Here is a 24,011-nt window from a genome sequence, read left to right on the forward strand (position 1 = left end):
CTCGTGGAATGGAACGTTAAACAATCACACATAAGACTTACATGTCACAGCCATGCTTCCTCAATCAATATTAATTTCCTGATACCCTTTAGTTTACGCATTTTGGAAATAAATACTTCCATGATAATAATCGTAGTAATGGGGAATAAAATTTTGTGGTCTTTGATATTATCCAACTCAAAGACAATGAAGCGTTTATGCAGCAAATCAAGTTCCTTGTCGGAGTTCAGCAGGTAGTCGTATTCGCCCCCTTTGTAGTAAGGTTCTAATACATTCAGGAAGTTGTCTATATCGAAATCCTTTTCCCGGACGTTCTTTTCTTGCAGGTGCGCCCGGTAGTCATTCCTCACATATTCATAGAATGTATTGAAGCAGGGAGTAACCGAACTATCCTTAGTAATCAGTTCGATATAGGAACTTACGGCGTTTGACAAAGCCACTTCTTCCGCCCGTGTGGGGGCTTCATCGTCCCTTTTCCACAGGGTCAGGATAAGCGTTTTGATACTCTCTTTCTTTTCAATATCGAATACCCCATCTTCAACATAGAAAGGATTAAACGCTATCGGGTTTTCAGTGGTATAGGTAAAATATATCCCATCTTCCCCGTGCGTTTTCCGGTTAATCATTTCACATAGACCTAAGTAACTATTTCCGGTATCAACCAACAGGACGTGCGCATTTTGTTCGTAATACTGGCGCACCATGTGATTGGTAAAAAATGACTTGCCGCTACCACTCGGCCCAAGTATGAACTTGTTGCGATTGGTAATGATACCTTTTTTCATGGGTAGGTCTGAAATATCAATATGCAACGGCTTTCCTGTGACCCTATCCCCCATCTTGATACCAAAGGGAGAAAGCGAACTTTTGTAGTTCGTTTCTTCGGTGAACAGGCAAAGAGCCTGTTCGGTAAAAGTGTAGAAACTTTCTTCCGCCGGAAAGTCCGCCTGATTGCCGGGTATGCCCGCCCAAAACAAGGTCGGTGTGTCGGTGGTGTTATGACGTGGCTTGCACTCCATAAGTGCGAGCTGTGACCCCACATCATTTTTAATGTGTTTGAGTTCGTCCCGGTCGTCACTCCATGCCATGATATTACAATGGCATCGCACGGAGATAAGCCCCTGTGAATGTGCTTCGTTCAAATATTCCTCTATCCAAGCCTTGTTTATCTGATTGGCACGGCTGTATTTGGAAAGCGAGTGCATATTGCGAGCCATCTTTTCAAACTGTTTCAGGTTCTCCGTATGGTCGTCAATGAAGATGTACTGGTTATAGATATGGTTACAGGAGAGCAACACGCCCACCGGAGAAGCAAAAGATAATCTGCAATCGCTCCGGTCGGTGGATAGCTTTTCATAGCGGGTATCAGTTCCCACCTTGCCCGGCATATCTTCCGCATCCGAAAGAGTATGCAAACAAAGAATATCGTCACCTATCCGCATATCTTCGGCGTTCAGTTGAATATCTTTCAATGTGGTAGTGTCTGTTTGTGAGAGTGAAAAGTATTTTTCCACGATACCCGCCGTTTCCTTTGTCCCGGTGATTTCGTCCGAAGTCAGGCGGGTAAGGGTAATGAAACCGCTATCATTCATAATGCTTTCAAACTGCCCCACCGCTTCGAGGAACTTTGTAACCGTTTCCTTGTCCTTTATCTCTTTGGGGACAAGGAAGCCCCGGCAAAGAGTAGAAAAATTACTCTGCATCCGGCTACGTTCCTTTGTCGTTTTCGTCAGAAACAAATAGCAGGTATGGTTTAAGAACGGTCTTTCATTAAAATGCCGTTCAAAGGAACGGGAAAGGAAACTCAAATCATCCTTTTGGATGTCAGGCGCATAGTTTTCTTTGATGAACCAGTCCTGTTTATGAACGATGCTATAATCGGGCAGCACCTTTACCGCCTTGTTCCAAGCGGAATGTATCGCTTCGTATTCGGCTGCCGTGACGGTGAACAGTTCCGGCAGTTCCACCCGGAACGCCACCGTTATGTCGGCATCTTTGGAAACGATACAGCCGTTTTCCACCATGAACAGTGGAAACTTGTTTTCCAGCGTAGTAGCTTTTAATATATTTCTCATTTCGATGCTTGTTTTAAATGGAATAATCGGGATATGGCTTTTCGGTTGATGATATGGAAAGGGTGGCTTTTGCGTGCGGACAATTTCATTAACCCGTGTGTCCCGTACTTTTCGTTTAACCGGAATGTGAGCCATACAAGCAGCGTTGCCGAAGTAACGCCGAAGATGATGCACACCCACTGGTTAATGCCTACCATGTACATGATGATGAAAAGCACGAACAGGGCTAACAGCCCGCCCGCAAAAATGAAAAGATACTGACTTTTCAACCCTTTAAACTCAACTGGCTTGCCTATCCCCCTGTTAATCGGATAGTCTGCCATAGTCCATTTCTTTAGAGGAAGAATGAACGTAGGATAGTGGCAGCGACAATCAAAAAGATACAAGCACCGAACCACGAAGCCGCCGTTTTACTGGTGTCAGGGTCGCCCGAAGAAAACTTGCCATAGACTTTCACGCCGCCAATCAAGCCCACCACCGCACCGATGGCGTAAATTAATTTTGTCGCCGGGTCGAAATAGGATGTTACCATGTTGGTAGCTTCTGTAATACCCGCCATGCCGTTACCTTGTGCAAAAGCAGAGGATGCAGCCAATAGAGCGACTGCCGAAAAGAGAACTTTCTTTTTCATTATAAATACATTGATTTTTAAATTGCCGGGCGGTTGGATAGTCCGCCCGGCGGAGTGATTAATAATTGAATTTTTGTGGTTGTGGGGAGTGTTCCCCAGTGTTCAGAAAGGTTTGTCTTAACCGTAATCTCTCTGTTTCATCATCTTATTATTTAAAGTTTACCATTAAAGAAAATCGTTCATGTCAAAGTCTGCCATTTCACTACTTCCGGCAGCCGGGACGGTGGCGGGTACGGGTATCTCATGCTTTTGTAAAAGTTCCGCTACCCGTGACCTGCCCCCGTTAATCTGCTCCACCAGCGAGTTAAACAGGTTTGTTTCCGTCCGGCAGATGGTCTGAACGGCTTGCCGTTCTTCCGTGTCGGACGCTTGTTTTACCTGAATGACCTGTACCATTTGCGCCAGTTCCCCCAGCGTGATACCCTGCGCCATTTCAGGCTCACCGCCGCCCATGTAACAGGCTATTTCTTCCGCTTCGATTTCATCGGGCGAAACGTCCGTTTCTTCTGCATCTTCTGTTTCATACTCCATTTCAAACTCGGTTTCAATCGCTTGCGGAGCAGGCGTTTCTTCCACCGTTTCACCGCTTTGCGGGACAAATATAGAAGCATTATCAACCCCTTTTGAAAGGTGTCCTAAGATGTCCCCGTTTGTCCTCATTTGTCCCACCCGGTAACGGCTTTCACCTACAAGACAATCCCCGTTTCCGGTTTTCACGGTCGGTTTTTTATCCGGTTGTTCCGGCTCTCTTTTCTCGCCCGTGAACCATGTTCCCAAGCTATCCCGGTATCGCCATAAGAGAACGGCGTAATACAGGAGTGTTCCGATAATAAACCATTTCAACATATCAGAACGGCTTTTCAAATTTGCTTTCGTACAGTTCGTTTATCTCGTCCTGAAACTGGTCGAAATGCCGGAGCAGGATATTTTCTACATAGCTGCTGACGGTTGCCTTGCGTCCGCCGATAACGGTTACTATCTTCATTAGCTTTTCGTGGGTGGTACGGCTGACATATAACGGTTGGCGGTCGGTCAAGTCCACCCGCATGAAATAGGTTTCCCGGTAATCGCCCGGAGTGTTCTTTTTCCGGCGGGCAGGTTCTTTCACCGCCTTTTCTTCCTTTGGTTCTGCCTTGATTTCTTCCTTATCCACCGTTCCCTGCTTATCCGGTGTTTCCACCGCCACCGATGGCGTTTCCTGTTTCTTCACGGGCAAGCCCTGTGAAATACTCTCTTTCATAAAATCCTCGTCAATTTGCGGTTTCCCGCCGCTTTGCTTTGCCATATCGTTACAGTTTAATAAGGTATGCGATTTCGGTTATCAGTTCTTCCATGTTGCTGCCTTTTACCAGCCGTTTGTCTGCCGGGAACAGCGTAGAACGGAACACAGTTTTGCGTTGTGCGTCCAGTTCTTTCTTGAACCGTTTTGTGTCCGGGATAAATACTTTCATAAGCGGTAGTTCCAGTTCCCCTATGGTCTGTTCATACAGGGTGTACAGGTCTGTTTTTTCTCTGCCATCTACCATGTTCCAAAACAGGTGCAGCCCTTTCAGTCGGCACGCTTCATTCTTTACCAGCAGTTTATGAATTGCCACCGCAAAGGAAAGGCTACTTTCCAATACCACCCGGTCGGCGGCTATGGGAGTGAAAATATAATCCACCCCTGAAAGGGAGTTTATAACACCCTCACTGTTCACCGTTCCGGGCAGGTCGAAAAAGACCACATCATAATCCATCCCGGCAGACGCAAGATATTCATCCGCCGTTTTAATCGCTTCGTCCGGTGAACTGCAAAGCACCGGGTAGGCTTTCTTCCCCAGTGTTTTGAACTGGTTGAAAGCAAGCTGTTTGTAATAATCGTCACCGTTCACCTGTTCGGCATCCCGTTTGCGCATGGCACTGATACTGTGCTGCGGGTAGTCGCAATCCACGACCGCCACGTTATACCCTTTCAGGTAATACAGGTAACTTGCCACCAAGACGGTGAATGTTGTTTTGCCGACCCCGCCCTTTTGGGTGGAGAAAGCCACATACAAGGTTTCTTTCTTCATTGTAATAATTCTTTTTTGTGATACATCTTTATTTCATTCCATCCGTACAGATTAACGGATGGTTTTCTTTCGTGCCATGTTGAAAGCTCAAAAGCCGGAATGACTTCTTTTTCTCTTTCCTTGTTTCTTGCTATCTTTCTACAAAGGCAGGTTGTTTTCTTCCTTGCTTTTTTGTTTTCATTCATTCCACAAAGACAGCTTGTTTTCTTTGCAGACCGTTTGCTTTCCCGATTGCAAGCCTGTTTCCTTTCAATCATTCCATCCGGTTTGCTTTCCTGCTTTCTTGAAAGATTGCAATCTTGAAATCTTGTTTTCAAGTTTTCAAAACCGCTTTCTTTCCGTCCGCTTTCCGTTACATATTTCCATCTATCCATATTGCTATCTTTCTGAAATCCGGGACAAATAAACGTAGAAAAACAACCCCTTTCGAGATGTGTCCTCAAATGTCCCCGTTTGTCCTCATTTGTCCTATAACCCGCTATTTCACAGCATTTTTAATACCCGTTACTTTGCAACCGAAAGGTATCGGTCAGGCTAACCAAGCCCCCGCCGCCGGGAGCGTTCCAATATCCGCTAACTCCAATCCGTCCGTAGGCGGATTTTTATTTGCACTGGCAAATAGCAAGGTGTGTTCTGCGCTGCTTGAAATTCTTTCAGCAGCTTTGAACGCCTTGCCCGGACGAAGCCGGGATAGGGTCACTCCGAAGTCGTAACCCTTTAAAAAAATGTAGCATGAAACAGAAAAATGAAAATGCGCCCCGTCCGGGTGGCGCAGGACGCAAGCCCAAAGCAGACCCGGCAGTGTTCCGGTACTCTATCAGCTTCAATGCGATAGACCACGCCCGCTTTTTGGCATTGTTCGACCAGTCCGGTATGCGCACCAAAGCGCATTTTATCACCGCCCGTATCTTCGGCGAACCGTTCAAAGTGATTAAAATCGACAAGGCGGCGGTAGAATATTATACCCGGCTGACCGCCTTATATTCCCAGTACAGGGGTATCGCCGTGAATTATAATCAGGTGGTAAAGGCTCTCAATACCAATTTTTCAGAGAAGAAAGCACTCGCATTTCTCTATAAACTGGAAAAGGCAACGATAGAACTTGCCGACCTGAACCGCCAAATTATTGAATTGACCCGTGAATTTGAAACAAGATGGTTGCAAAAATAAGTGTGGGTAGTTCCCTGTTCGGTGCGCTTTCCTACAACCAAAACAAGGTGGATGAACAGCAGGGAAAGGTACTTTTAAGCAACCGGATGTTTGAAAGCGAGGACGGAAATTTCAGCATCCGGCGATGTATGGAATGTTTCGATATGCACCTGCCCGCAGACCTGAAAACGGAAAAGCCGATTATCCATATCTCCCTGAACCCGCACCCGGACGATGTGCTTTCAGACAGCCAGCTTGCGGACATCGCCAAAGAATATATGGATAAGTTGGGGTACGGTAATCAGCCGTTTATGGTGTATAAGCACGAAGATATTGCAAGGCATCATATACATATCGTTTCCATCCGGGTAGATGAAACAGGCAAAAAGATAAACGACAAGTTCGAGCATATCCGCAGCAAACAAATCACCCGTGAACTGGAACAGAAATACGGGCTGCATCCGGCAGAGAAGAAACAGGCAGCAGACCGCCCCGAACTTAAAAAGGTGGATTACCGGGCAGGGGACGTAAAGCACCAGTTAGCCAATACGGTGAAAGCCCTTGCCAGCAGCTACCGTTTCCAAAGTTTCACGGAATACAAAGCGTTGCTATCTATATATAATGTACAGGCGGAAGAAGTGAAAGGGGAAGTGAACGGCAAGCCCTATAACGGCATTGTCTATTCGGCAACCAATGACAAGGGAGAAAAGCAGGGAAACCCGTTCAAATCTTCCTCTTTGGGTAAGTCGGTAGGTTACGAAGCCATCCAGCGACACATCAAGAAATCCGCAAAGGACATTCAGGACAAGAACCTGAAAGAGCGTACCCGCCGGACGGTTGGGGCAGTAATGAAATCCGCCCATAATCGTAAGGAACTGGAACAAGAACTGAAAAAGAAAGGTATAGATGTTCTTTTCCGGCAGAACGATACAGGCAGGATATACGGTGTAACATTCATCGACCACGAAAACCGTACCGTCCTGAACGGTTCACGGTTGGGAAAAGACTTTTCCGCCAATGTGTTCAATGACCTGTTTTCCGGCTCCCGTACTTTGACGGGAAACAGTAAACAGGAAACGCAGGAACAAAAACCGGAATATAACCCGACCGGACATCTTGAAAATACAGGAAAAGCCATTGCGGGACTGTTCAGCCTGTTATCCGGTGGGGACGATACGCCACCCGACAACAGCCAAGTTCCACCACCCAAGAAGAAAAAGAAGAAGAAACAAAGACGTATTTAATAACTATAAAAATTTCAATTATGCAGAATGAAGATGATTTAAGAGGACTTGCAAAGGTCATGGACTTTATGCGGGCAATCAGTATTTTATTTGTAGTGATAAACATATACTGGTTTTGTTACCAGTCGTTCCGGGAATGGGGTATCAATATCGGGGTAGTCGATAAAATCCTGTTGAACTTCCAGCGTACCGCCGGGCTGTTCTCCAATATCCTATATACCAAACTTTTTTCAGTGGTATTCCTTGCGCTTTCCTGTTTGGGAACAAAGGGAGTGAAAGAGGAAAAAATCACATGGAACAAGATTTATGTATTCCTGACAATCGGTTTTATCCTGTTTTTCCTGAACTGGTGGTTATTGGTTTTACCGTTGCCACTGGCGGCAAACACGGCATTGTATATCTTTACCATGACAGCCGGGTATCTTTCGTTATTGGCAGCCGGAGTATGGATTTCCCGCCTGTTGAAAAATAACCTGATGGACGATGTGTTTAATTTGGAAAATGAAAGTTTCGCACAGGAAACACGCCTGATAGAAAACGAATATTCCGTAAATCTTCGTTCTCGTTTCTACTATAAAAAGAAGTGGAACGATGGATGGATAAACGTTGTAGCAATTTTTCGTGCGTGCATCGTTGTTGGAAATCCGGGCAGTGGGAAGTCTTTTTGTGTCGTAAATCAATTTATCAAACAGCAAATAGAAAAGGGCTTCGCAATGTATCTGTATGATTACAAATTTCCCGACCTTTCGGAGATAGCCTACAATCATTTACTTAACCATTCGGACGGGTACAAGGTGAAGCCCAAATTTTACATAATCAATTTTGACGACCCACGTAAGAGCCACCGATGCAACCCGATAAATCCGGCATTTATGACGGACATATCGGACGCATACGAAGCCAGTTATACAATCATGTTAAATTTGAACCGCAGTTGGATAACCAAACAGGGGGATTTCTTTGTAGAAAGTCCTATTATCTTACTGGCTTCTATCATTTGGTTTTTGAAAATCTATCAGGGTGGAAAGTATTGTACATTCCCGCACGCCATTGAATTTCTGAACAAGAAATATGCCGACACGTTTACAATTTTAACCAGTTATCCCGAACTGGAAAACTACCTTTCACCGTTCATGGACGCATGGGAATCCAATGCGCAAGACCAGTTGCAAGGGCAGCTTGCAAGTGCTAAAATCCCACTTTCAAGAATGATTTCACCTGCCCTGTATTGGGTAATGACAGGGGATGATTTTTCACTGGATATAAACAATCCGGAAGAACCTAAAATTTTGGTGGTAGGCAATAATCCCGACCGTCAAAATATCTATTCCTGTGCTTTGGGACTGTATAATTCCCGTATCGTGAAGCTGATAAACAAGAAGCACCAGCTAAAATGTTCCGTAATCATTGACGAGTTACCGACCATCTATTTTCGGGGACTGGATAACCTGATAGCAACGGCACGAAGCAACAAGGTAGCGGTCTGTTTGGGCTTTCAGGATTTCAGCCAGTTACGCCGGGATTATGGGGATAAGGAAAGCAAAGTTATCGAAAATACGGTAGGTAATATTTTTAGCGGTCAGGTGGTTTCTGAAACGGCAAAAACGCTTTCAGACCGTTTCGGAAAGGTCTTGCAGAAACGCCAAAGCATGACTATCAACCGGAATGATAAATCAACCTCAATCAGTACGCAGATGGATAGTTTGATACCGCCCAGTAAAATATCTAACTTAACGCAGGGTATGTTTGTGGGTGCGGTTAGTGACAACTTCGATGAACGCATCGAGCAAAAAATATTCCATGCGGAAATTGTGGTGGATAACGAGCAAGTGAAACGGGAAACTGCCAACTACAAGAAGCTGCCCCAAATTATAGATTTCAGGGACGAGGACGGGAACGACCGGATGCAGGAAGAAATACAGGCGAACTACAACCGGGTCAAGCAAGAAGTCCAGCAGATTGTCACGGACGAAATGGAACGGATTAAGAACGACCCCAATTTGCAGCACTTAATAAAAACAGAAGAATAGAAGATTTTTCAGACAAACGGCAGCTTTTTACAGGCTGCCGTTTTTATTGGCAGGGACAAATAAGGACAAACAGGGACTAATGAAGCCACCTATTCCCAAAGCCTTAAATATACTCTATTTCATCCTTACTTTTACTTCCGAAAATTTATTTACTCACTAAAATTCAAAACATTATGGATGTAAACACAGCCAGCCAATCCACCACTGACGAACAGATGATGGATATTCTTCTTGTACTGGATAAGGAGAAAAAGACAATCAGCGCAGTAAAAGGCGTAGATGAAAACGGGGAACTCCAAACCGTACCGCCGGAGAACAACAGTGAACTTTTGAAATTCGACCGTCACGGTGATTTCTTTTCCAACTTCTTTTCCAACATGATGAACCAGTTGAAGAACCCGACCCGTTTTAACTTCTTCAAAATCCCAAAGATTGAACTTCCCAAAATCGAGCCGATAATCAGGGATAATTTCAATCATCCGACACCTGAAAACGAAGCGGGCATAGAGCGTTACCGGGTGACACCTGAAACCGTGAAGCAGGAAGCGAAGAAAGAACAACAGGAAACCCAAGCCCAACAACCACAGCAGCCAGCCAAAGAAGCGGGAGCAATGGCGCAAACACCGCAGCAACCCGACAAAAGCAAGTATGTGATTGACCCGGATAAAGTGGACTGGGAAGCCTTGAAGAATTTTGGTCTATCCAAAGAACAGCTTGAAAAGGCAAAGGCTTTAGAACCCATGTTAAGGGGCTACAAGTCGCCCGGAGCGTTTACCATCGCCGGAAACTACAATTCAGCCATTATGAAACTGGACGCACGTTTATCTTTCCGGCACGACAAAGACGGGAATGTAGTTTTGGCGATACACGGCATCCGACAAAAGCCGGAACTTGAACGTCCGTTCTTCGGACATGAATTTTCCAAAGAAGATAAAGCCAATCTTCTTGAAACGGGAAACATGGGACGGATAGTAAACCTGAAAAACTATATCACGGGAGAAATGATACCCTCTTTCGTCAGCGTGGATAAGGTAACAAACGAACTGGTTTCCATGCGTGCAAGCAGCGTCCAAATACCCGATGAAATAAAGGGTATCAAACTGAACAAGGAACAAAAGGAAGCCTTACGGGAAGGAAAAGGAGTATTCCTTGAAAATATGATTTCCAACCGTAAAAATCCCTTTTCCGCAACTGTTCAGGTCAATGCCGACAAGAAAAGTCTGGAATTTATCTATCCCAATGCCAAACAGTCACAGGAGCAAGGGCAGAAACAGACGCAGCAGAACAGCCTTGTCACCAGTGACGGTGTAACCATTCCCAAAAGCATTTCAGGAATAGAGCTATCCCGCCAGCAACAGCAGGATTTACTCAATGACAAGACCATCTATGTTGCCGGGCTGAAAGACAAGCGAGGGGTCGAATACGATGCTTATATTCAGGTGAACCATGATAAGAAGAAGTTAGGCTTTTACAGTGACAATCCCAGCTTTGACCGTTCCGCCGTGAAAGAGATTACCCCCGCCAGCAAGAACCGCACACAGGTAGCGGTCAATTCGGAAGGCAAGACCAACGAAGCTACCAAGAAAGTGAAAGAACCCTTGAAAAAGGGTCAGGACAAGCCCACTGAAAAACAAAAGACCAAGCAGGATAAAAAGGAGAAGCAGGAGCAGACGGACAAACCCAAACAGAGCAGGGGACGCAAAAGATGATAGCGGTATTAATCCTTATCCCGGTTGTCGGTTTCGCCCTGTTTACCCTTGTCTGTTACAAAACAGACTGGGAAGCCATAGACGAGCAGAACCGACAATATTATATAGATGGCTATCACATCTATTATGACCGGAAAATCCTAAGACAAAAAGAAGTGGAACAATTAAAATCAAAATTAGAATGATTGCAGTAATCGGAGAAAAACCAAGCGTGGCAAGGGATATTGCCCGTATTTTAGGAGCGAGTGAAAAACAGGATGGCTACCTTTCAGGTAACGGGTATCTCGTTACCTGGGCGTTCGGCCATCTTGCCGGTTTGGCAATGCCGGAAGCATACGGCATACAGAGTTTCCGCCGGGAAAGTCTGCCCATCATCCCGGATAGTTTTCAACTTACACCCCGACAAGTGAAAGCGGAAAAAGGGTACAAGGCAGACCCCGGCGCATTGAAACAACTAAAGGTAATCAAAGATGTATTCGACCAGTCGGATAAGATAATTGTCGCTACCGATGCAGGGCGCGAGGGAGAACTTATCTTTCGCTACATCTACCAGTATATCGGATGCAACAAGCCCTTTGTCCGTTTATGGATAAGCAGCCTTACCGACAAGTCAATCCGTGAGGGACTGCAAAACCTGAAAGCCGGCAGCCTGTATGATAACCTTTTCCTTTCGGCACAGGCACGCAGCGAAGCAGATTATTTAATCGGCATAAATGGTACACAGGCTTTAAGTGTGGCAGCCGGACAAGGCATTTTTTCTTTGGGACGGGTACAGTCGCCCACGTTGGCGATGATATGTACCCGCTTTTTAGAGAATAAGAACTTTATCCCGCAAAAGTATTGGCAACTAAAATTACAGACAACTAAGGACAATGTAGCTTTTACGGCACTATCCACAGAAAAGTACGATATGCAGCAGCCCGCCATCGACACGCTGCAAAGGATAAAGGAAGCGGAAACGGTACAGGTGAAAACCGTAGAGCGTAAGGAAGTAAACCAAGAACCGCCATTGCTCTATGACCTAACCACGCTCCAAAAAGAAGCGAATACCAAATTGAATTTTTCCGCAGACAAAACCCTATCCATCGCACAAAAGTTATACGAGGGTAAACTAATCAGCTACCCCCGAACCGGAAGCCGTTATATCTCACAGGACGTGTTCGAGGAAATCCCGGAACGTCTTGTCAATTTGGAACAGTACACCCGTTTTGGCGGATATGCCGCCGGGATGAAAGGCAAAGCCTTAAATTCCCGTTCCGTGAACGATGGCAAGGTAACAGACCATCACGCCCTGATTGTGACGGAAAACCTGCCCGGCAAACTGGAAACGGACGAACAGGCAATCTACGAACTGATAGCCGGACGGATGTTGGAAGCCTTTTCTGAAAAATGCGTCAAAGACGTTACCAGTGTAACGCTGGAATGTGCAGGGTCGCTTTTCACGGTCAAAGGGTCTGTAATCAAGTCCGCCGGATGGCGTGCCGTATTCGGCGAGAAAGAGGACGGAGAAGATAACGCCACTTTACCCGCCATGCAGGACGGAGATAGTTTACCGCTTTCCGGCATTGAATTGTTGGAGAAACAGACCAAGCCCAAACCGTTACACACGGAAAGCAGTTTGCTTTCTTCAATGGAAACAGCAGGAAAAGAACTGGAAAACGCCGACCTGAAAGCCAGCATGAAAGATACGGGTATAGGCACACCCGCAACACGGGCAGCCATTATCGAAACGCTGTTTTCCCGCCAGTATATCGTTCGGGAGAAAAAGAACCTTGTCCCGACCGAAAAGGGACTTGCCGTTTATAATATCATCCGGGACAAGAAGATAGCAGACGTTGAAATGACGGGAATGTGGGAAAATACGCTTGCCAAAATAGAAAGCGGAGAAATGAACCCCGACACGTTCCGCAAAGGCATCGAAGTTTATGCACGGCAAATCACGGCTGAACTTTTGGATGTTCAACTTTCTTTCGCTTCGGGCAGTGGTTGTATCTGCCCGAAATGCAAGAGGGGACGCATCCTTTTCTATCCGAAAGTCGCCAAATGTTCCAATGTGGATTGTTCCGTTACCATCTTCCGCAACAAGAGCGACAAGCAGCTAACGGACAAACAGATTACTGAACTGGTGACTACCGGGAAAACCGGGCTAATCAAAGGCTTTAAAAGCAAGAACGGCAAAGTCTTTGATGCTTCACTTGCCTTTGACGAGCAGTTTAATGTTACTTTCGTGTTCCCTGACAAGAAAGGCAAACCGAAGAAATAAGACGGAAATAGTTATATTTGCCACAGAAAGTTTCATTATAGATAGATTTATAATTGAAATTTTTGTGGTTGAAGCACCCGGAGGGACACCGGGTGCTTTTTTAAATCATTCTCCTTTATACTGGTAGGTCAGGTAAACGACCTGATTGTCTATCACCCGGTGTCCGGTCAGTTCCCACTTCGACCCGAAAGTCTTTCCTATAAACTTGATACCGTCCCCAAGCATGACCGGAACGATATACAGCGTTATTTCATCCAGCAGGGACGCTTCAATCAGCGAGGTTATAAACTTACCGCCGCCAATGACCTGAATATCGGTTTCCGAACTTGATTTAAGTTCATTGATTGCCCGTAAGGGTATATCGGTAAGAAAGGTTACATTCTCCTTTTTCGTCACATTGGTGTCGTAGTGGGACACTACAAAAGTCTTTTTACTTTTGTACGGCCATCCGCCCCAACGTTTAAAAATCATGTTATAGGTATTCACTCCAGCAAGAAATATACCGGGTTGTTCATAAGCTGCCGAAATTTCCTTTTTAACGTTTTCCGGCATCCAGTCCAAATCATTATCTTTTCGGGCAATGAAGCCATCGAGAGATACGGCAATACAAGTTTTTAAATGTTTCATAAGTTGGTATCAAACAGTTTTTAGTTATAAACTGTTCGCCAGTACGTCTAAAAAAAGCGTGAACTCACACTATTCCAACGTAGAGGCACTGGTACGCCTAAGAGAAGAAACAGGCAAGCCCACGCTATACAGAAGTATAGCATGAACATTGCGCATAAATCTCTTCTCTTTGAAAATTACCAGTTTTCTACGTTGAGACGTTCTGCGAACGCTATGTTATATATAAAAGCAATCGGCTTTTCAACCTATGCTGTTATTGTCTTATGAAACTGTTGCAAATATACTGAAAGTCCCGGATATACCCGAACAGGAAAAAGAAAATCCTGTTTTATCTCACGACAAAACAGGATTAAAAGCTATTAGAAAAGAAAAAATTAGTCGGTTTTTTCACGGATTAACTTGTGTACGTCCGTGGCACGGTAATAACATCTACCATCCAACATAAGGAAAGGGAGTATTCCTTTTTTTCGATAACGGGTCAGTGTTCGAGGGGCTACTTTCAGAAGCAAGCATAAATCCTGATTATCCAGTAGTTCTTCACCATCCAAACAATTACGTCCTTTTATCACCCGGTCTATTTTCTTGTCCTGCATATCGAACCTATCCATGATACGCTCCATCCATGCGGTAAAATCGTCTTTATCTATATACATAAGGCTACCTGATTAAATTAAACCAATCATAAAATAACTTTGGTTGGACGGGTCTTTAATGATAATATCCCGTTCCCGCATGAAACGAACATAGCTTTTGGCAGTACGTTCTTTCACGTCCAAAACCTGCTGCAACTGTTCGCACAGGTCTATATAGGTAATATGTGTCTGCCGTCCAAAAATATCACGGGCAACGCATACCAGTTCCTTTTCCTTGCGTTTCTCTTTTTCCTCTCGTGGCTTTTCCCCTTTATAAAGGTGCATCCCGGCTGCTTTGTCCCAAGCAAAAAGCATCAAAGGAACGTCCAAAGGACTACCGTCACGGACTTTCAGGGCTTTTACCACCGATTGTGTAGGTTCTTCGTCCTTTTCGATGGAAAGGATAGTTGCCGCTTTGCGCTGTAATTCCGAGCCTAAATGCCCCCGGAGCTTCAATCCATTGGGTACGAAATGCAGCACGCAAAGAATACAGGTATTATAAATTCCTGCCAGTCGGTATAGTTCATCTATCACCGCCACACTTTCCGCTTCATCATTGGCACTTTTCACAAGGTCGGCGATACCGTCTATCACTACTAACTGTATGCCCCCATATTGGTAATAGAACTTATCCATACTCTGAACAATGGCGTGCAGACGTTCTTTGCGGGACATCCCCGTCAAACAAAATGCTTTCAGTTCTTCCGGTTTGTCCGGTTGCTTCGCACGTGCCAACAGGTTACTTACATTCTTGAACAGTTGTACTTCGGATTGTTCCGTATCGTAAAGTAATACCGCTTTGCGGTTACTGTTGGCAGTAATTTGTATGCCGAGAGTATCAACTTCCTTATTCGGCTGGCAGATGCAGCCTGCCAACATAGCAGCGATATAATTACTTTTACCTGTTCCCTCGCCACCCGTAATGCCGAACAGGTTTCCTTGTGTCCCCAGTGGAACGTCCCCGGCAGAGATTATCACTTGTGCTTTTACTGGGGGATTATTGAAGTCTATTTCGCACGATTTAAGCATAATCAATGTATCACTATATAGGTTGTCTAAAAATTCAATAAACAGTTTCAGGAAATCTTCACGGGTATTACCCGCTTTAAAATAATCGGAAATATCCTTTTCTTCTTTTGTACCGGAAAGCGGTAAAAGCAGCCGTTTTACTGAAAATTCTTCCAATTGCTTTTCCTGTTTGCGCGCGCTTTCCTTCCCCGTTTTATCGGTATCATACAATAAGATGATGTGCTTAAACCGGAAAGTCAGTTTATAAATCAGGGTAGGGGGAACAGTCACCGTTTCACTATTGAAGCAAATAGCATGGAAACCATGTGCAGCCAATGACATGACATCTTTTTCTCCGCCCGTAATAAACAGTGTATCACCTTTTGCGGGTAGTTGTTCCAAACCGAAACAATAATTATCTCCGAAATTACCGCCATAGAGGAAACGAGTTTTTGAGAATGGACGATACAGTTTTATATATCGTTTACTTTTATATCCGTACATTGGTTCTGTTACGGATGAAGTATATGTGAATGGTGTTCCATCCGCCGTTACACTCTGAAAATCCCGTAGGGAACAGACCTTGTACAGTTCCAATATTTCCGGTGTGATACCATACTGTTGCCAGTACATTAATTCGGCAAGCTGAAATTTCTGTTCCCTGAACTGATAAGGCTTACTTTCTTTTTCAGGTGTTTCTTCCAATATATTATCCACCACACGGCAAGAATTACGGGTAACAGGTATCGGGTTACCTGTTGCCAGTCCTAATCCCAAATCCCGGTCGATGGTTTCCAGTATCTCCACAAAATCCATCGAATTATTGCAGTCCAGCCCTTTAAGTTGTCCCACGAAAAAGAAACAATCGCCGCTATAACTGTCATTTCCAAAGTCTTTCATTTTATAGATACCACTTCGGCGGTCGAAATAGATGTTACAGGACGCTTTATTATCTTCATAAAGCGGATTTAAGAAATTTCTACCTATCCGCCAATTACCGGGTACATAGTGCTTGAACACGGATAGCCCGTTACTTGTCCTTTCTAAGATTTCTTCTTTCCTTAACATATAGGTGGTGGTTGGTTATCAGGTCTTGAATATTCTCTTTATTGCTCTTTATCAGTCGTTCTTCCAGCATCCGTTTTACTTCGCTTATTTTGTAGAAGTAACGCCCCCGAATATTGGAGTAGGCAATAGTTCCAGCCACTCGCAAACGTTGCAGTGTCTTTTCACTGATTTTCAAAAATGTGCAGACCTCGTAACTATCCACCCAAATTTCATCTTCATTGGTACTTTCCGCTTCCGTGTGATTGAATATGTAATCGGCGATAGCGGTAATTTTGTTGTCTAAATCCTTGTAGGCTTTTGACTCGAATGTTATTATCTCCATTTTGCTAACTAATTGATTTGCTGCAAAGTTGAAGCATTTGAAAAAATAAATCTTCCAACCTCTTTCCAAGTTGGAAGATTTATTTTTTTGAGGATTTTAGCCTAAAAACCATCTGTTTTGAGCTGAAAAGTAAGAAAAAATGGGTGAAAACGGGTAAAAACAAAAACAACCAAGTTGGTAGATACTTGGTTGTTTTTGTGCTTTTGTTTTTTATAAGTTGTCGTCTTCATCCATTTTCTTCAGCAAACACTTTATTAGGTTACTAAGAAATGAAGTCCGGTCTTTCTTCCGGTCTTTTATTGTTATATAAGTCCGATAGTAATCCCCTAAATCAACTTTGAAAGATGCTTCTAAATAAGTCATAATCTCTTTAATATCTGCTTTACCATTATTCAAGACACACGCAGCATAAATAGAATATCCAAGTTCTACTAATGCTATCTTTGGAGCAGTCCATCGAAAAGGGTGTTCAGAAAGAAATGCTCGACTTTCTTCAATGATTATTTGCTTATCTACATAATGTAGCCTTTTATTCAAATAAATGCTAAGCATATCATTTGCTAATATTTGTGCTGCTTTGTGGTCGTAGCAAGTTGAAAATTCCGGGTCACGGTCATAAGGGGTACAATTCGGGCATAGTTTAAAATCAATATGCCCCCTTACAAAATAATGATTATCTAAATGTGTCGCTTTGGAACGGTAATATTGATAGAAGTCTAAATTACTTTCAAAATAGGAGGTCAGTTCATCCAATCTGTCGTTGTAGTGCTTCTTTACTACCTCAATGCTACCATTCGGTTTTCTCATTTCAGCGTTATACACATCTGTGAAGTATAATAATCGTCCCAAGACTTCCGGTTTTATATATTTGAAAAAATAAATTTCCTCTTCTTTACTTTCAAACGGATGCTCAATAATAATTGTTCTTAATTCTTCGAGTGATTTTTGTAGGAACTCTACTACTTCAAATATTAAGTCTATTGAAATATTCCAATTATCAATATCTATTTTATCATAGATTACAAGGTCTATGTTCTTTATAAAATTCTCATATTCGATTTCGCTATTCATGTCATATATTCTTCTGTCATTTATATTGCAAATAGAAGTTTATTTTTATATTTTAATATACAATAAATAAATGTAGAAAGTATGTGAGCATACTTCCTACATTAGATAGCCAATTAAAAAATTGTATTAAGTTAGTTTCCTTTCAAACAGAATATTGATGAATGATTTTAGCCACAGCATCCGCAAGAGTTACCTTGATTTTCACTCGTATCATTCTTTTCTGATACTTTGGTTTCGTCCTTTTTCAAATTCTCTGACGGATTTCCATCTTCTTCTACTTCCTCTATTTGCACTCCGCAACTACATTTACAAGGTTTCGGAGCAAATAGAGAGGCAAAAAAGCCTTTCTTCTTATCTTCCTTTTCTTCCATAATTGAACTATTTATTTTTAAGTGATTATAAAAACAGGTTAAATACATAACCTGCGATAACTGCCGTTAAAAAGATAACTGCCACTATCATGCCTACCAGTTTTTTCTTGAATATACTGGCAAGCATACTCATTTCGGGAATAGCCATTCCTGCACCACCGATAACGAGGGCAATAACCGCCCCGATGCTCATACCTTTGCCCATCAATGCTATGCCGATGGGGATAGCTGTTTCTGCACGGATATACAGAGGAATACCCAATACGGCAGCCACAGGTATAGCGAGAGGATTGTCTGCACCTGCTATTTTCAACACAAAATCTTGCGGCATATAGCCATAAATGCCAGCACCGAGAGCAACACCTATCAGTAAATATATCATAATAGGTCTAAGGCTCCCCCACGCATTTATAAAAGCAATCTTTATTTTTTGGCGGAAAGGAAGCAACCTTTTGTTTTTAGGCTGTTCGCTGCCTGAACAATAACTGGGTTTCACCCGAACATTTTTCACATACTTTTGTGCGCCTATTTTTTCGAGAACATATCCAAATGCAACGGAACAGATAAAAGCGATGACAAAATAGAAAACCATTGCCTTAAATCCTACCAAAGCTCCCAACATACCTATAATGATAGGATTGAGTAATGGAGAAGCTATCAGAAAGGACATTGTAGAACCAAATGGAACTCCTGCATTTAGAAAACCTACTGTCATAGGAATGGTAGAGCAAGCGCAGAAAGGGGTTAATGCCCCAAATCCGGCAGCTATGACATTGCCCATAATACCCGAACCTGATAGCTTTTTCCGAATCGTTTCTTCCGGGATATACATCAGTATAATTTCTACGGCTGCGCTGATTAACATAAATAAGGCTATCAACTCAATCGTAATAAATACGAAGTATTGTAATGTGTCTAATAAAGTATTCATAATCTATTGAATTAAAAACTATTTATTAATTAAATGTAGTGTCACAACAGCTTTCTTCCTGTTCAGGTTGTGGCTGTGTTCCGCAACATTTCTTTTCTTCTGGTTGCACTGATTGTGTGTTTGCCGGGCAGCATCCGCCACTTTCATTGCTTTGGACTGTTTGATTTTTATTTCCAATAAACAGAACGAATACAAGTATTGCCACACCTAACCACAAGAAGAATTTTTGGAAAGACTTTGATTTGGAACGTCTTTTCAGATTTGTTTCTGAAACATTCGTTCCACATCCACAAGTTTCTTTTTTGAAATAAACTTGATAAAAGCCAAAGAGTAGGGAGATGATGGCAAAGCCAATAAACCAACCTTTATACTCTGCAAAAAAACTAAGTTGTGACGCTCCAATTCCTAATGTTGCTAATATTCCGGCTAATATAGGTAGCCCACAGCAACTTATTACACCTAATAAAGCAAGTAATGGTGATATTACACTTGCTATCATCGACCAAATTGTTCCTGACTTGCCCATTCTTATTTTACTTTAGGAAACCAACTTCTTGTATTATTGGCTATTTTTACTAACATAAGCATTACTGGAACTTCAACCAATACGCCTACTACGGTAGCCAGTGCAGCACCGGACTGTAAGCCGAAAAGAGAAATAGCCACCGCCACCGCCAACTCAAAGAAGTTACTCGCACCAATCATTCCGGCAGGTGCGGCGACATTGTGGGGTAACTTCCACCACTTTGCCCAACCGTAGGCAACAAAGAATATCAGAACCGTTTGCAGGACAAGCGGGACGGCAATCAAGACAATATGTAACGGATTGTTCAGTATCGTTTCCCCCTGAAACGAAAACAGGATGATAAGCGTTAATAGCAATCCGCCAACCGTATAGTTATCGAACTTGCGGACAAAGACGGTATTGAAATAGTCTATTCCTTTTCGCCGGATAACCGTTACACGGGTTACTATTCCGGCAGAAAGTGGAATGACAACAAACAGTACGACCGAGAGTATAAGCGTGTCCCACGGGATAGAAACGCCACCGACACCCAACAAAAACGCAACGATAGGAGCGAAAGCAACCAATATTATTAAATCATTGACTGCCACTTGCACCAATGTGTAAGCTGCATCCCCTTTGGTTAAATGACTCCATACAAACACCATCGCCGTACAGGGTGCAGCACCTAACAGAACTGCCCCAGCTAAATATTCTTCGGCTAATCCGGCAGGGATTAATGACTTGAAAATAACGTAGAAGAATAGATAAGCTATTCCAAACATGGTGAATGGCTTTATTACCCAGTTCGTCACACAAGTAATGACAATCCCTTTCGGACGTTTGCCTACGTTCTTGATGCTCTGAAAATCTACTTTCAGCATCATGGGATATATCATTAACCAAATCAGGATAGCCACAGGTATAGACACGTTGGCATATTCAAATTTGCTCAATGTTTGCGGTATTGCCGGAAGATATTGTCCGATGGCTATCCCGATAACGATACACAAGGCTACCCAAATAGTCAGGTATCTTTCAAAAAATCCAATTCCTTGTTTCTTTTCCATAATGACTGCCCTTTATTTTAATTGCGGTTTTAATTCTTGCAGGTAAAAATCATAGAAACGCATTCTTATTTCATCCCGTACCCGAAGAAATTCACTATTTATAAACTCCGGTGTCCCGGTCGCTTCTGATGGGTCGTCAAATCCAATGTGCAATCTGTTTTTTACCTTGCCTGTAAACATAGGGCAGCTTTCATTTGCGCTGCCACATACCGTTATCACATAGTCCCATTCGTGCCCTAAATACAGGCTAACGTTTTTAGGGGTATGGTTGGTAAGGTCTATTCCTGTTTCAGACATAACTTTTACCGCCATCGGATTAACCTTTTCAGCAGGTTTTGTTCCTGCTGAAAAGACATCCATGTTTTTATCGAATGACTGTAAGAAACCGTGTGCCATTTGGCTACGGCAACTGTTACCAGTGCAAAGGATTAAAATCTTCATATTCTTATAAGTTTTTCCATTCAATCAGGGCAGTATTGCCCTTTGACAATTCTTCTACTTTCTTAATCCAAGTCAATTCACTTTGCGCTTTTGCTTGCAAAAATGAATTTGCTGTATTTGTCAATGACAAACAGGCATTTACTACCCACCATTTGTTGTTAATCCCGGCACGCTGCAAATCCATTTGTAGGCGTTCTGCTTCAAAAACAGGTGTTGCTTCGGGTAAAGTGACTATTACTACTTCCGTTTCCTGTGGATTGCGTAAACGGGGTAATAAATTGGCTACTGCTCCGGTTACTTCTCCCTGTGTACGTTCTACTTCTTTGTGATAGCTTTGGGTAGCATCCAAAAGCAACAAAGTATGTCCTGTTGGTGCAGTATCAATCACTACGATTTCATTCTCCGCTTTATCTACAATTTCAGCAAAAGCCTTAAATACGGCGATTTCTTGCGTACATGGTGAACGTAAATCTTCCTCTATATATTCCATATCTTCGGCAGTCATGGTTTCGGCAGCTTTGCTACGAACTTCATTCTTGTACTTTTCCAGCACTTCCGCTTCGTCTATATGGCTTACCGTAATACCTGATTTGATGGCAAAATCATAGTTCAGGTGATTTGCCGGGTCAGTAGTGGTAAGATGAACCTTTGCACCGAGCTTTGTTAATTTCAAGGCTATTTCTGTGGCTAAGGTCGTTTTTCCTACGCCACCTTTTCCCATTGTGAACACTACTCGTTTACCGGAAGTATAGAGGTCATTTACCAATTCATCTATACTTTTGCTATCAGTTATCGGCTGATAACGAATTTCATTCGTAATACTATCACTGTATAGCATACGGCGGATATTGGCAATATTGGATAAATTGTAAGAACGCAGAGGAACGCTATACATGGGATATTCAGATAATGCAATAGGCATACTTTGTAACGCCTTTTGCTGCCTGTTATACAGTTGTTGTGAAACATTGTCTGCTTCATCTAATTGCTGTAAAACACCATTTATCACCAATAGCTGATTTTTAATTCCCAATAGTTGTAATTCATGCGAAGAACGGGCAGCTTCTTTCAACGGTGCTATTTCAGGACGGCTTACCAATACTAACCGGGTTGCGCTTGTATCAGACAATGTATCAACCGCCTGTTTATAGATACCTTTCCTTTCTTCCAAGCCTGATAATTGTCCTAAACAAGATGCGCCATGTGTACTTTCACTAATAAATGTACTCCATGCCGATGGAAGCTGCAACATTCGCAATGTGTGTCCGGTAGGTGCTGTATCAAAAATAATGTGGTCGTATTCCTTCGCTTTATCAGCATCGGTGATAAAGTCTGAAAACTCATTAAAGGCAGCGATTTCTACCGTACAAGAGCCTGAAAGTTGTTCTTCCATATTTTGAATAACGCTTTCAGGTAATTGTCCTCTAAAAGGTGCAATCACACTTTCCCTGTACTCTGCTGCTGCCTGTTCAGGGTCAAGGTTTACGACCGTCAGCCCCGGTACTTCTGAAATAGCTGTACCATGTCCGTTTAGGGTTTGATTGAAAACATCTTGCAGGTTAGAAGCCGGGTCTGTACTGATAAGAAGAATTTTCTCCCCTTTATCAGCTAATCCCACTGCCGTAGCGCAAGCAATAGAGGTTTTTCCTACTCCACCTTTTCCTGTGAAGAATAAGTATTTTGTTAGTTCTATATCGGATAAATTAAATGCTTTCATTATTCTGTATATTAATTTGTTCAACGATTATTTAACGGGCATCAAGTCTAAATTAATTCCTGTCCATTCACTCATTTGTTTAGTTGTGGGATAATCTTTAGAAACTGCAATTTCACCATCCACCAAAGTAATAGGCAGTGCTTCTGCACCATTCTTTTGAAGATATTGGTTTACAGTCTTGTTACTTACATAAACTTGCGGTTCGTCCCGCAAATTATGACGGGTAACAACAACACCCTGTCTTTTCAATGTTTCGATAACAACGGCTATCCTCATTAATTCAGGATTAATATTAGTTCCACACAAACCCGTAGGGCAACACATTGCCGGGTCAAAAATTTCTATTGTTTTCATACTGTCTTTTATTTTAATTAATACATTGTTTGTTTATAGATAAAGAATGACCGCATAATAAATTCCTATCGCAATAAAGAGGATAGCAACAATTTTGCGAAACCATTTTTCAAAGATTTGTACTCTGTTATAAAACTTGCCTAATCCGGCAACACTGTACGCCAATATCCAAGCAACAAGGATTACAGGTAGCCCCGTAGCAATAGCATAAATTACAGGTAAAAGATACCCGCCTGTTTCTGCTGCTGACAAAGGTATAAGCATACCGAAATAGAAAACCCCACTTGTAGGACAAAAGGCGAGAGCAAATAAAACTCCTAATAACATAGCTCCCCAACTGCCTTTTGTTTTCTTCTTTAGACCCTCTCCGCCAATATTGACTTTTGGTATATTCAGTTTTATAATATCAAGCATGAATATTCCGATAATAATTAAAACCGGAGCAATCAACATTTCACCGTATTTACTGACTGCCTTTTGAACCATGAACATACTTGCACCCTCACGAAGAATAGGAATAAGAATGAAACCAAGTGCTGTATAAGTTACTATTCTGCCGAATGTATAAAGCAATCCGTTTATAAATATACGGTGATGGTTCTCTATATCCTTACTGATAAATCCTATTGCCGTTATATTAGTAGCCAAAGGACAAGGGCTAACTGCCGTTAAAATCCCTAAGATAAAGGCTGTAATAGCAGGAATAGAACTATTGTCTAATAGTGATTGAAGAAAGTCCATC

General features: G+C 42.8%; 25 protein-coding genes and 1 pseudogene. 6 read left to right on the forward strand and 20 right to left on the reverse strand.

All coding sequences use genetic code 11. The annotated features are described in order from the left end of the window. Window positions 1-50 precede the first annotated feature (50 nt). The 7 genes and pseudogenes from DWW91_RS11960 to DWW91_RS11990 all read right to left on the reverse strand — a co-directional run. Window positions 51-2,075, reverse strand: a pseudogene (locus tag DWW91_RS11960) (TraG family conjugative transposon ATPase); the annotation flags it as partial. After that, window positions 2,072-2,398 carry a DUF4133 domain-containing protein gene (locus DWW91_RS11965; protein ID WP_032529744.1) on the reverse strand — a complete coding sequence of 109 codons (327 nt, stop codon included), beginning with the start codon at window positions 2,396-2,398 and terminating at the stop codon, window positions 2,072-2,074. The gene DWW91_RS11965 and the pseudogene DWW91_RS11960, both read right to left, overlap by 4 nt. Before the next feature lie 11 nt (window positions 2,399-2,409). After that, window positions 2,410-2,706, reverse strand: a complete 297-nt coding sequence (locus DWW91_RS11970) for a DUF4134 domain-containing protein (RefSeq protein ID WP_007216059.1) — start codon at window positions 2,704-2,706, stop codon at window positions 2,410-2,412. Between the two features lie 165 nt (window positions 2,707-2,871). Further along, entirely contained in the window at window positions 2,872-3,552 is a 681-nt protein-coding gene (locus DWW91_RS11975) for a hypothetical protein (protein WP_122327874.1), read from the reverse strand. A gap of 1 nt (window position 3,553) precedes the next feature. Further along, on the reverse strand, window positions 3,554-3,991 hold the full coding sequence (locus DWW91_RS11980; RefSeq protein WP_122327875.1) for a DUF3408 domain-containing protein: 438 nt from the start codon (window positions 3,989-3,991) through the stop codon (window positions 3,554-3,556). 4 nt (window positions 3,992-3,995) lie between these two features. Beyond that, entirely contained in the window at window positions 3,996-4,757 is a 762-nt protein-coding gene (locus DWW91_RS11985; RefSeq protein ID WP_122327876.1) for a ParA family protein, read from the reverse strand. Then, complete coding sequence (locus DWW91_RS11990; RefSeq protein ID WP_118196868.1) at window positions 4,754-5,131, reverse strand: hypothetical protein; 378 nt, start codon at window positions 5,129-5,131, stop codon at window positions 4,754-4,756. The genes DWW91_RS11985 and DWW91_RS11990 overlap by 4 nt, the downstream gene beginning before the upstream one ends. A 358-nt stretch (window positions 5,132-5,489) precedes the next feature. On the opposite strand from DWW91_RS11990, the gene mobA reads away from it, so the two are divergent. The 6 genes from mobA to topB all read left to right on the forward strand — a co-directional run bounded on the left by mobA (window position 5,490) and on the right by topB (window position 13,152). Continuing rightward, window positions 5,490-5,927: a conjugal transfer protein MobA gene (gene mobA / locus DWW91_RS12000; protein WP_117981713.1), complete on the forward strand. Its 438-nt coding sequence runs from the start codon at window positions 5,490-5,492 to the stop codon at window positions 5,925-5,927. Continuing rightward, entirely contained in the window at window positions 5,912-7,150 is a 1,239-nt protein-coding gene (gene mobB / locus DWW91_RS12005) for a conjugal transfer protein MobB (RefSeq protein WP_122327878.1), read from the forward strand. Before mobA ends, mobB begins: the two co-directional genes overlap by 16 nt. Before the next feature lie 20 nt (window positions 7,151-7,170). After that, entirely contained in the window at window positions 7,171-9,180 is a 2,010-nt protein-coding gene (gene mobC / locus DWW91_RS12010; protein WP_007216067.1) for a conjugal transfer protein MobC, read from the forward strand. A gap of 173 nt (window positions 9,181-9,353) precedes the next feature. Continuing rightward, window positions 9,354-10,889, forward strand: coding sequence for a DUF3945 domain-containing protein (locus tag DWW91_RS12015; RefSeq protein WP_122327879.1), 1,536 nt, complete (start codon window positions 9,354-9,356; stop codon window positions 10,887-10,889). After that, complete coding sequence (locus DWW91_RS12020) at window positions 10,886-11,074, forward strand: hypothetical protein (RefSeq protein ID WP_117991502.1); 189 nt, start codon at window positions 10,886-10,888, stop codon at window positions 11,072-11,074. Before DWW91_RS12015 ends, DWW91_RS12020 begins: the two co-directional genes overlap by 4 nt. Then, window positions 11,071-13,152, forward strand: coding sequence for a type IA DNA topoisomerase (gene topB / locus DWW91_RS12025; RefSeq protein ID WP_122327880.1), 2,082 nt, complete (start codon window positions 11,071-11,073; stop codon window positions 13,150-13,152). The genes DWW91_RS12020 and topB overlap by 4 nt, the downstream gene beginning before the upstream one ends. Before the next feature lie 105 nt (window positions 13,153-13,257). On the opposite strand, the gene DWW91_RS12030 is transcribed toward topB, so the two are convergent. The 13 genes from DWW91_RS12030 to DWW91_RS12090 all read right to left on the reverse strand — a co-directional run bounded on the left by DWW91_RS12030 (window position 13,258) and on the right by DWW91_RS12090 (window position 24,010). Continuing rightward, window positions 13,258-13,779, reverse strand: coding sequence for a dihydrofolate reductase family protein (locus DWW91_RS12030; protein WP_015532708.1), 522 nt, complete (start codon window positions 13,777-13,779; stop codon window positions 13,258-13,260). A 374-nt stretch (window positions 13,780-14,153) separates the two neighbouring features. After that, window positions 14,154-14,432: a helix-turn-helix domain-containing protein gene (locus DWW91_RS12035; RefSeq protein ID WP_005926255.1), complete on the reverse strand. Its 279-nt coding sequence runs from the start codon at window positions 14,430-14,432 to the stop codon at window positions 14,154-14,156. A 12-nt stretch (window positions 14,433-14,444) separates the two neighbouring features. Beyond that, entirely contained in the window at window positions 14,445-16,487 is a 2,043-nt protein-coding gene (locus DWW91_RS12040; protein ID WP_117981718.1) for a bifunctional DNA primase/helicase, read from the reverse strand. Continuing rightward, on the reverse strand, window positions 16,450-16,809 hold the full coding sequence (locus tag DWW91_RS12045; RefSeq protein ID WP_117981727.1) for a helix-turn-helix domain-containing protein: 360 nt from the start codon (window positions 16,807-16,809) through the stop codon (window positions 16,450-16,452). The genes DWW91_RS12040 and DWW91_RS12045 overlap by 38 nt, the downstream gene beginning before the upstream one ends. A 210-nt stretch (window positions 16,810-17,019) precedes the next feature. Further along, window positions 17,020-17,880, reverse strand: coding sequence for an RteC domain-containing protein (locus tag DWW91_RS12050; RefSeq protein WP_011107118.1), 861 nt, complete (start codon window positions 17,878-17,880; stop codon window positions 17,020-17,022). Between the two features lie 167 nt (window positions 17,881-18,047). Further along, window positions 18,048-18,251, reverse strand: coding sequence for a hypothetical protein (locus DWW91_RS12055; RefSeq protein WP_015532707.1), 204 nt, complete (start codon window positions 18,249-18,251; stop codon window positions 18,048-18,050). Between the two features lie 25 nt (window positions 18,252-18,276). Further along, a complete protein-coding gene (locus DWW91_RS12060) occupies window positions 18,277-19,182 on the reverse strand; it encodes a permease (RefSeq protein ID WP_122327881.1) in 906 nt (301 codons plus the stop codon). 25 nt (window positions 19,183-19,207) lie between these two features. Beyond that, complete coding sequence (locus DWW91_RS12065) at window positions 19,208-19,708, reverse strand: hypothetical protein (protein WP_011107121.1); 501 nt, start codon at window positions 19,706-19,708, stop codon at window positions 19,208-19,210. 2 nt (window positions 19,709-19,710) lie between these two features. Then, the gene (gene arsB / locus DWW91_RS12070) at window positions 19,711-20,757 is read right to left on the reverse strand and encodes an ACR3 family arsenite efflux transporter (protein WP_011107122.1); all 1,047 of its coding nucleotides are present in this window, start codon (window positions 20,755-20,757) and stop codon (window positions 19,711-19,713) included. 12 nt (window positions 20,758-20,769) lie between these two features. Beyond that, a complete protein-coding gene (locus tag DWW91_RS12075; RefSeq protein WP_122327882.1) occupies window positions 20,770-21,198 on the reverse strand; it encodes an arsenate reductase ArsC in 429 nt (142 codons plus the stop codon). Window positions 21,199-21,202: 4 nt separating this feature from the next. Continuing rightward, on the reverse strand, window positions 21,203-22,915 hold the full coding sequence (arsA, locus tag DWW91_RS12080) for an arsenical pump-driving ATPase (protein ID WP_011107124.1): 1,713 nt from the start codon (window positions 22,913-22,915) through the stop codon (window positions 21,203-21,205). Window positions 22,916-22,942: 27 nt separating this feature from the next. Continuing rightward, window positions 22,943-23,269: an arsenite efflux transporter metallochaperone ArsD gene (arsD, locus tag DWW91_RS12085; protein ID WP_011107125.1), complete on the reverse strand. Its 327-nt coding sequence runs from the start codon at window positions 23,267-23,269 to the stop codon at window positions 22,943-22,945. A gap of 33 nt (window positions 23,270-23,302) precedes the next feature. Then, window positions 23,303-24,010: an aromatic aminobenezylarsenical efflux permease ArsG family transporter gene (locus tag DWW91_RS12090; protein ID WP_117981721.1), complete on the reverse strand. Its 708-nt coding sequence runs from the start codon at window positions 24,008-24,010 to the stop codon at window positions 23,303-23,305. Between the last annotated feature and the right edge of the window lies 1 nt (window position 24,011).

It is taken from the genome of Parabacteroides sp. AF17-3, assembly GCF_003635445.1.
Lineage (GTDB): Bacteria > Bacteroidota > Bacteroidia > Bacteroidales > Tannerellaceae > Parabacteroides > Parabacteroides goldsteinii.

Coding starts and splice junctions, on each gene's coding strand:
- DWW91_RS11975 (WP_122327874.1), bottom strand. CDS start 3,552: ATGTTGAAATGGTTTATTATCGGAACACTCCTGTATTACGCCGTTCTC.
- DWW91_RS11970 (WP_007216059.1), bottom strand. CDS start 2,706: ATGAAAAAGAAAGTTCTCTTTTCGGCAGTCGCTCTATTGGCTGCATCC.
- mobB (WP_122327878.1), top strand. CDS start 5,912: ATGGTTGCAAAAATAAGTGTGGGTAGTTCCCTGTTCGGTGCGCTTTCC.
- DWW91_RS11990 (WP_118196868.1), bottom strand. CDS start 5,131: ATGGATAGATGGAAATATGTAACGGAAAGCGGACGGAAAGAAAGCGGT.
- DWW91_RS12015 (WP_122327879.1), top strand. CDS start 9,354: ATGGATGTAAACACAGCCAGCCAATCCACCACTGACGAACAGATGATG.
- DWW91_RS12020 (WP_117991502.1), top strand. CDS start 10,886: ATGATAGCGGTATTAATCCTTATCCCGGTTGTCGGTTTCGCCCTGTTT.
- DWW91_RS11980 (WP_122327875.1), bottom strand. CDS start 3,991: ATGGCAAAGCAAAGCGGCGGGAAACCGCAAATTGACGAGGATTTTATG.
- DWW91_RS12055 (WP_015532707.1), bottom strand. CDS start 18,251: ATGGAAGAAAAGGAAGATAAGAAGAAAGGCTTTTTTGCCTCTCTATTT.
- DWW91_RS12065 (WP_011107121.1), bottom strand. CDS start 19,708: ATGGGCAAGTCAGGAACAATTTGGTCGATGATAGCAAGTGTAATATCA.
- mobC (WP_007216067.1), top strand. CDS start 7,171: ATGCAGAATGAAGATGATTTAAGAGGACTTGCAAAGGTCATGGACTTT.
- DWW91_RS12090 (WP_117981721.1), bottom strand. CDS start 24,010: ATGGACTTTCTTCAATCACTATTAGACAATAGTTCTATTCCTGCTATT.
- mobA (WP_117981713.1), top strand. CDS start 5,490: ATGAAACAGAAAAATGAAAATGCGCCCCGTCCGGGTGGCGCAGGACGC.
- DWW91_RS12050 (WP_011107118.1), bottom strand. CDS start 17,880: ATGAATAGCGAAATCGAATATGAGAATTTTATAAAGAACATAGACCTT.
- arsB (WP_011107122.1), bottom strand. CDS start 20,757: ATGGAAAAGAAACAAGGAATTGGATTTTTTGAAAGATACCTGACTATT.
- DWW91_RS12045 (WP_117981727.1), bottom strand. CDS start 16,809: ATGGAGATAATAACATTCGAGTCAAAAGCCTACAAGGATTTAGACAAC.
- DWW91_RS12040 (WP_117981718.1), bottom strand. CDS start 16,487: ATGTTAAGGAAAGAAGAAATCTTAGAAAGGACAAGTAACGGGCTATCC.
- arsA (WP_011107124.1), bottom strand. CDS start 22,915: ATGAAAGCATTTAATTTATCCGATATAGAACTAACAAAATACTTATTC.
- DWW91_RS12060 (WP_122327881.1), bottom strand. CDS start 19,182: ATGAATACTTTATTAGACACATTACAATACTTCGTATTTATTACGATT.
- DWW91_RS11965 (WP_032529744.1), bottom strand. CDS start 2,398: ATGGCAGACTATCCGATTAACAGGGGGATAGGCAAGCCAGTTGAGTTT.
- DWW91_RS12035 (WP_005926255.1), bottom strand. CDS start 14,432: ATGTATATAGATAAAGACGATTTTACCGCATGGATGGAGCGTATCATG.
- DWW91_RS12030 (WP_015532708.1), bottom strand. CDS start 13,779: ATGAAACATTTAAAAACTTGTATTGCCGTATCTCTCGATGGCTTCATT.
- topB (WP_122327880.1), top strand. CDS start 11,071: ATGATTGCAGTAATCGGAGAAAAACCAAGCGTGGCAAGGGATATTGCC.
- arsD (WP_011107125.1), bottom strand. CDS start 23,269: ATGAAAACAATAGAAATTTTTGACCCGGCAATGTGTTGCCCTACGGGT.
- DWW91_RS11985 (WP_122327876.1), bottom strand. CDS start 4,757: ATGAAGAAAGAAACCTTGTATGTGGCTTTCTCCACCCAAAAGGGCGGG.
- DWW91_RS12075 (WP_122327882.1), bottom strand. CDS start 21,198: ATGAAGATTTTAATCCTTTGCACTGGTAACAGTTGCCGTAGCCAAATG.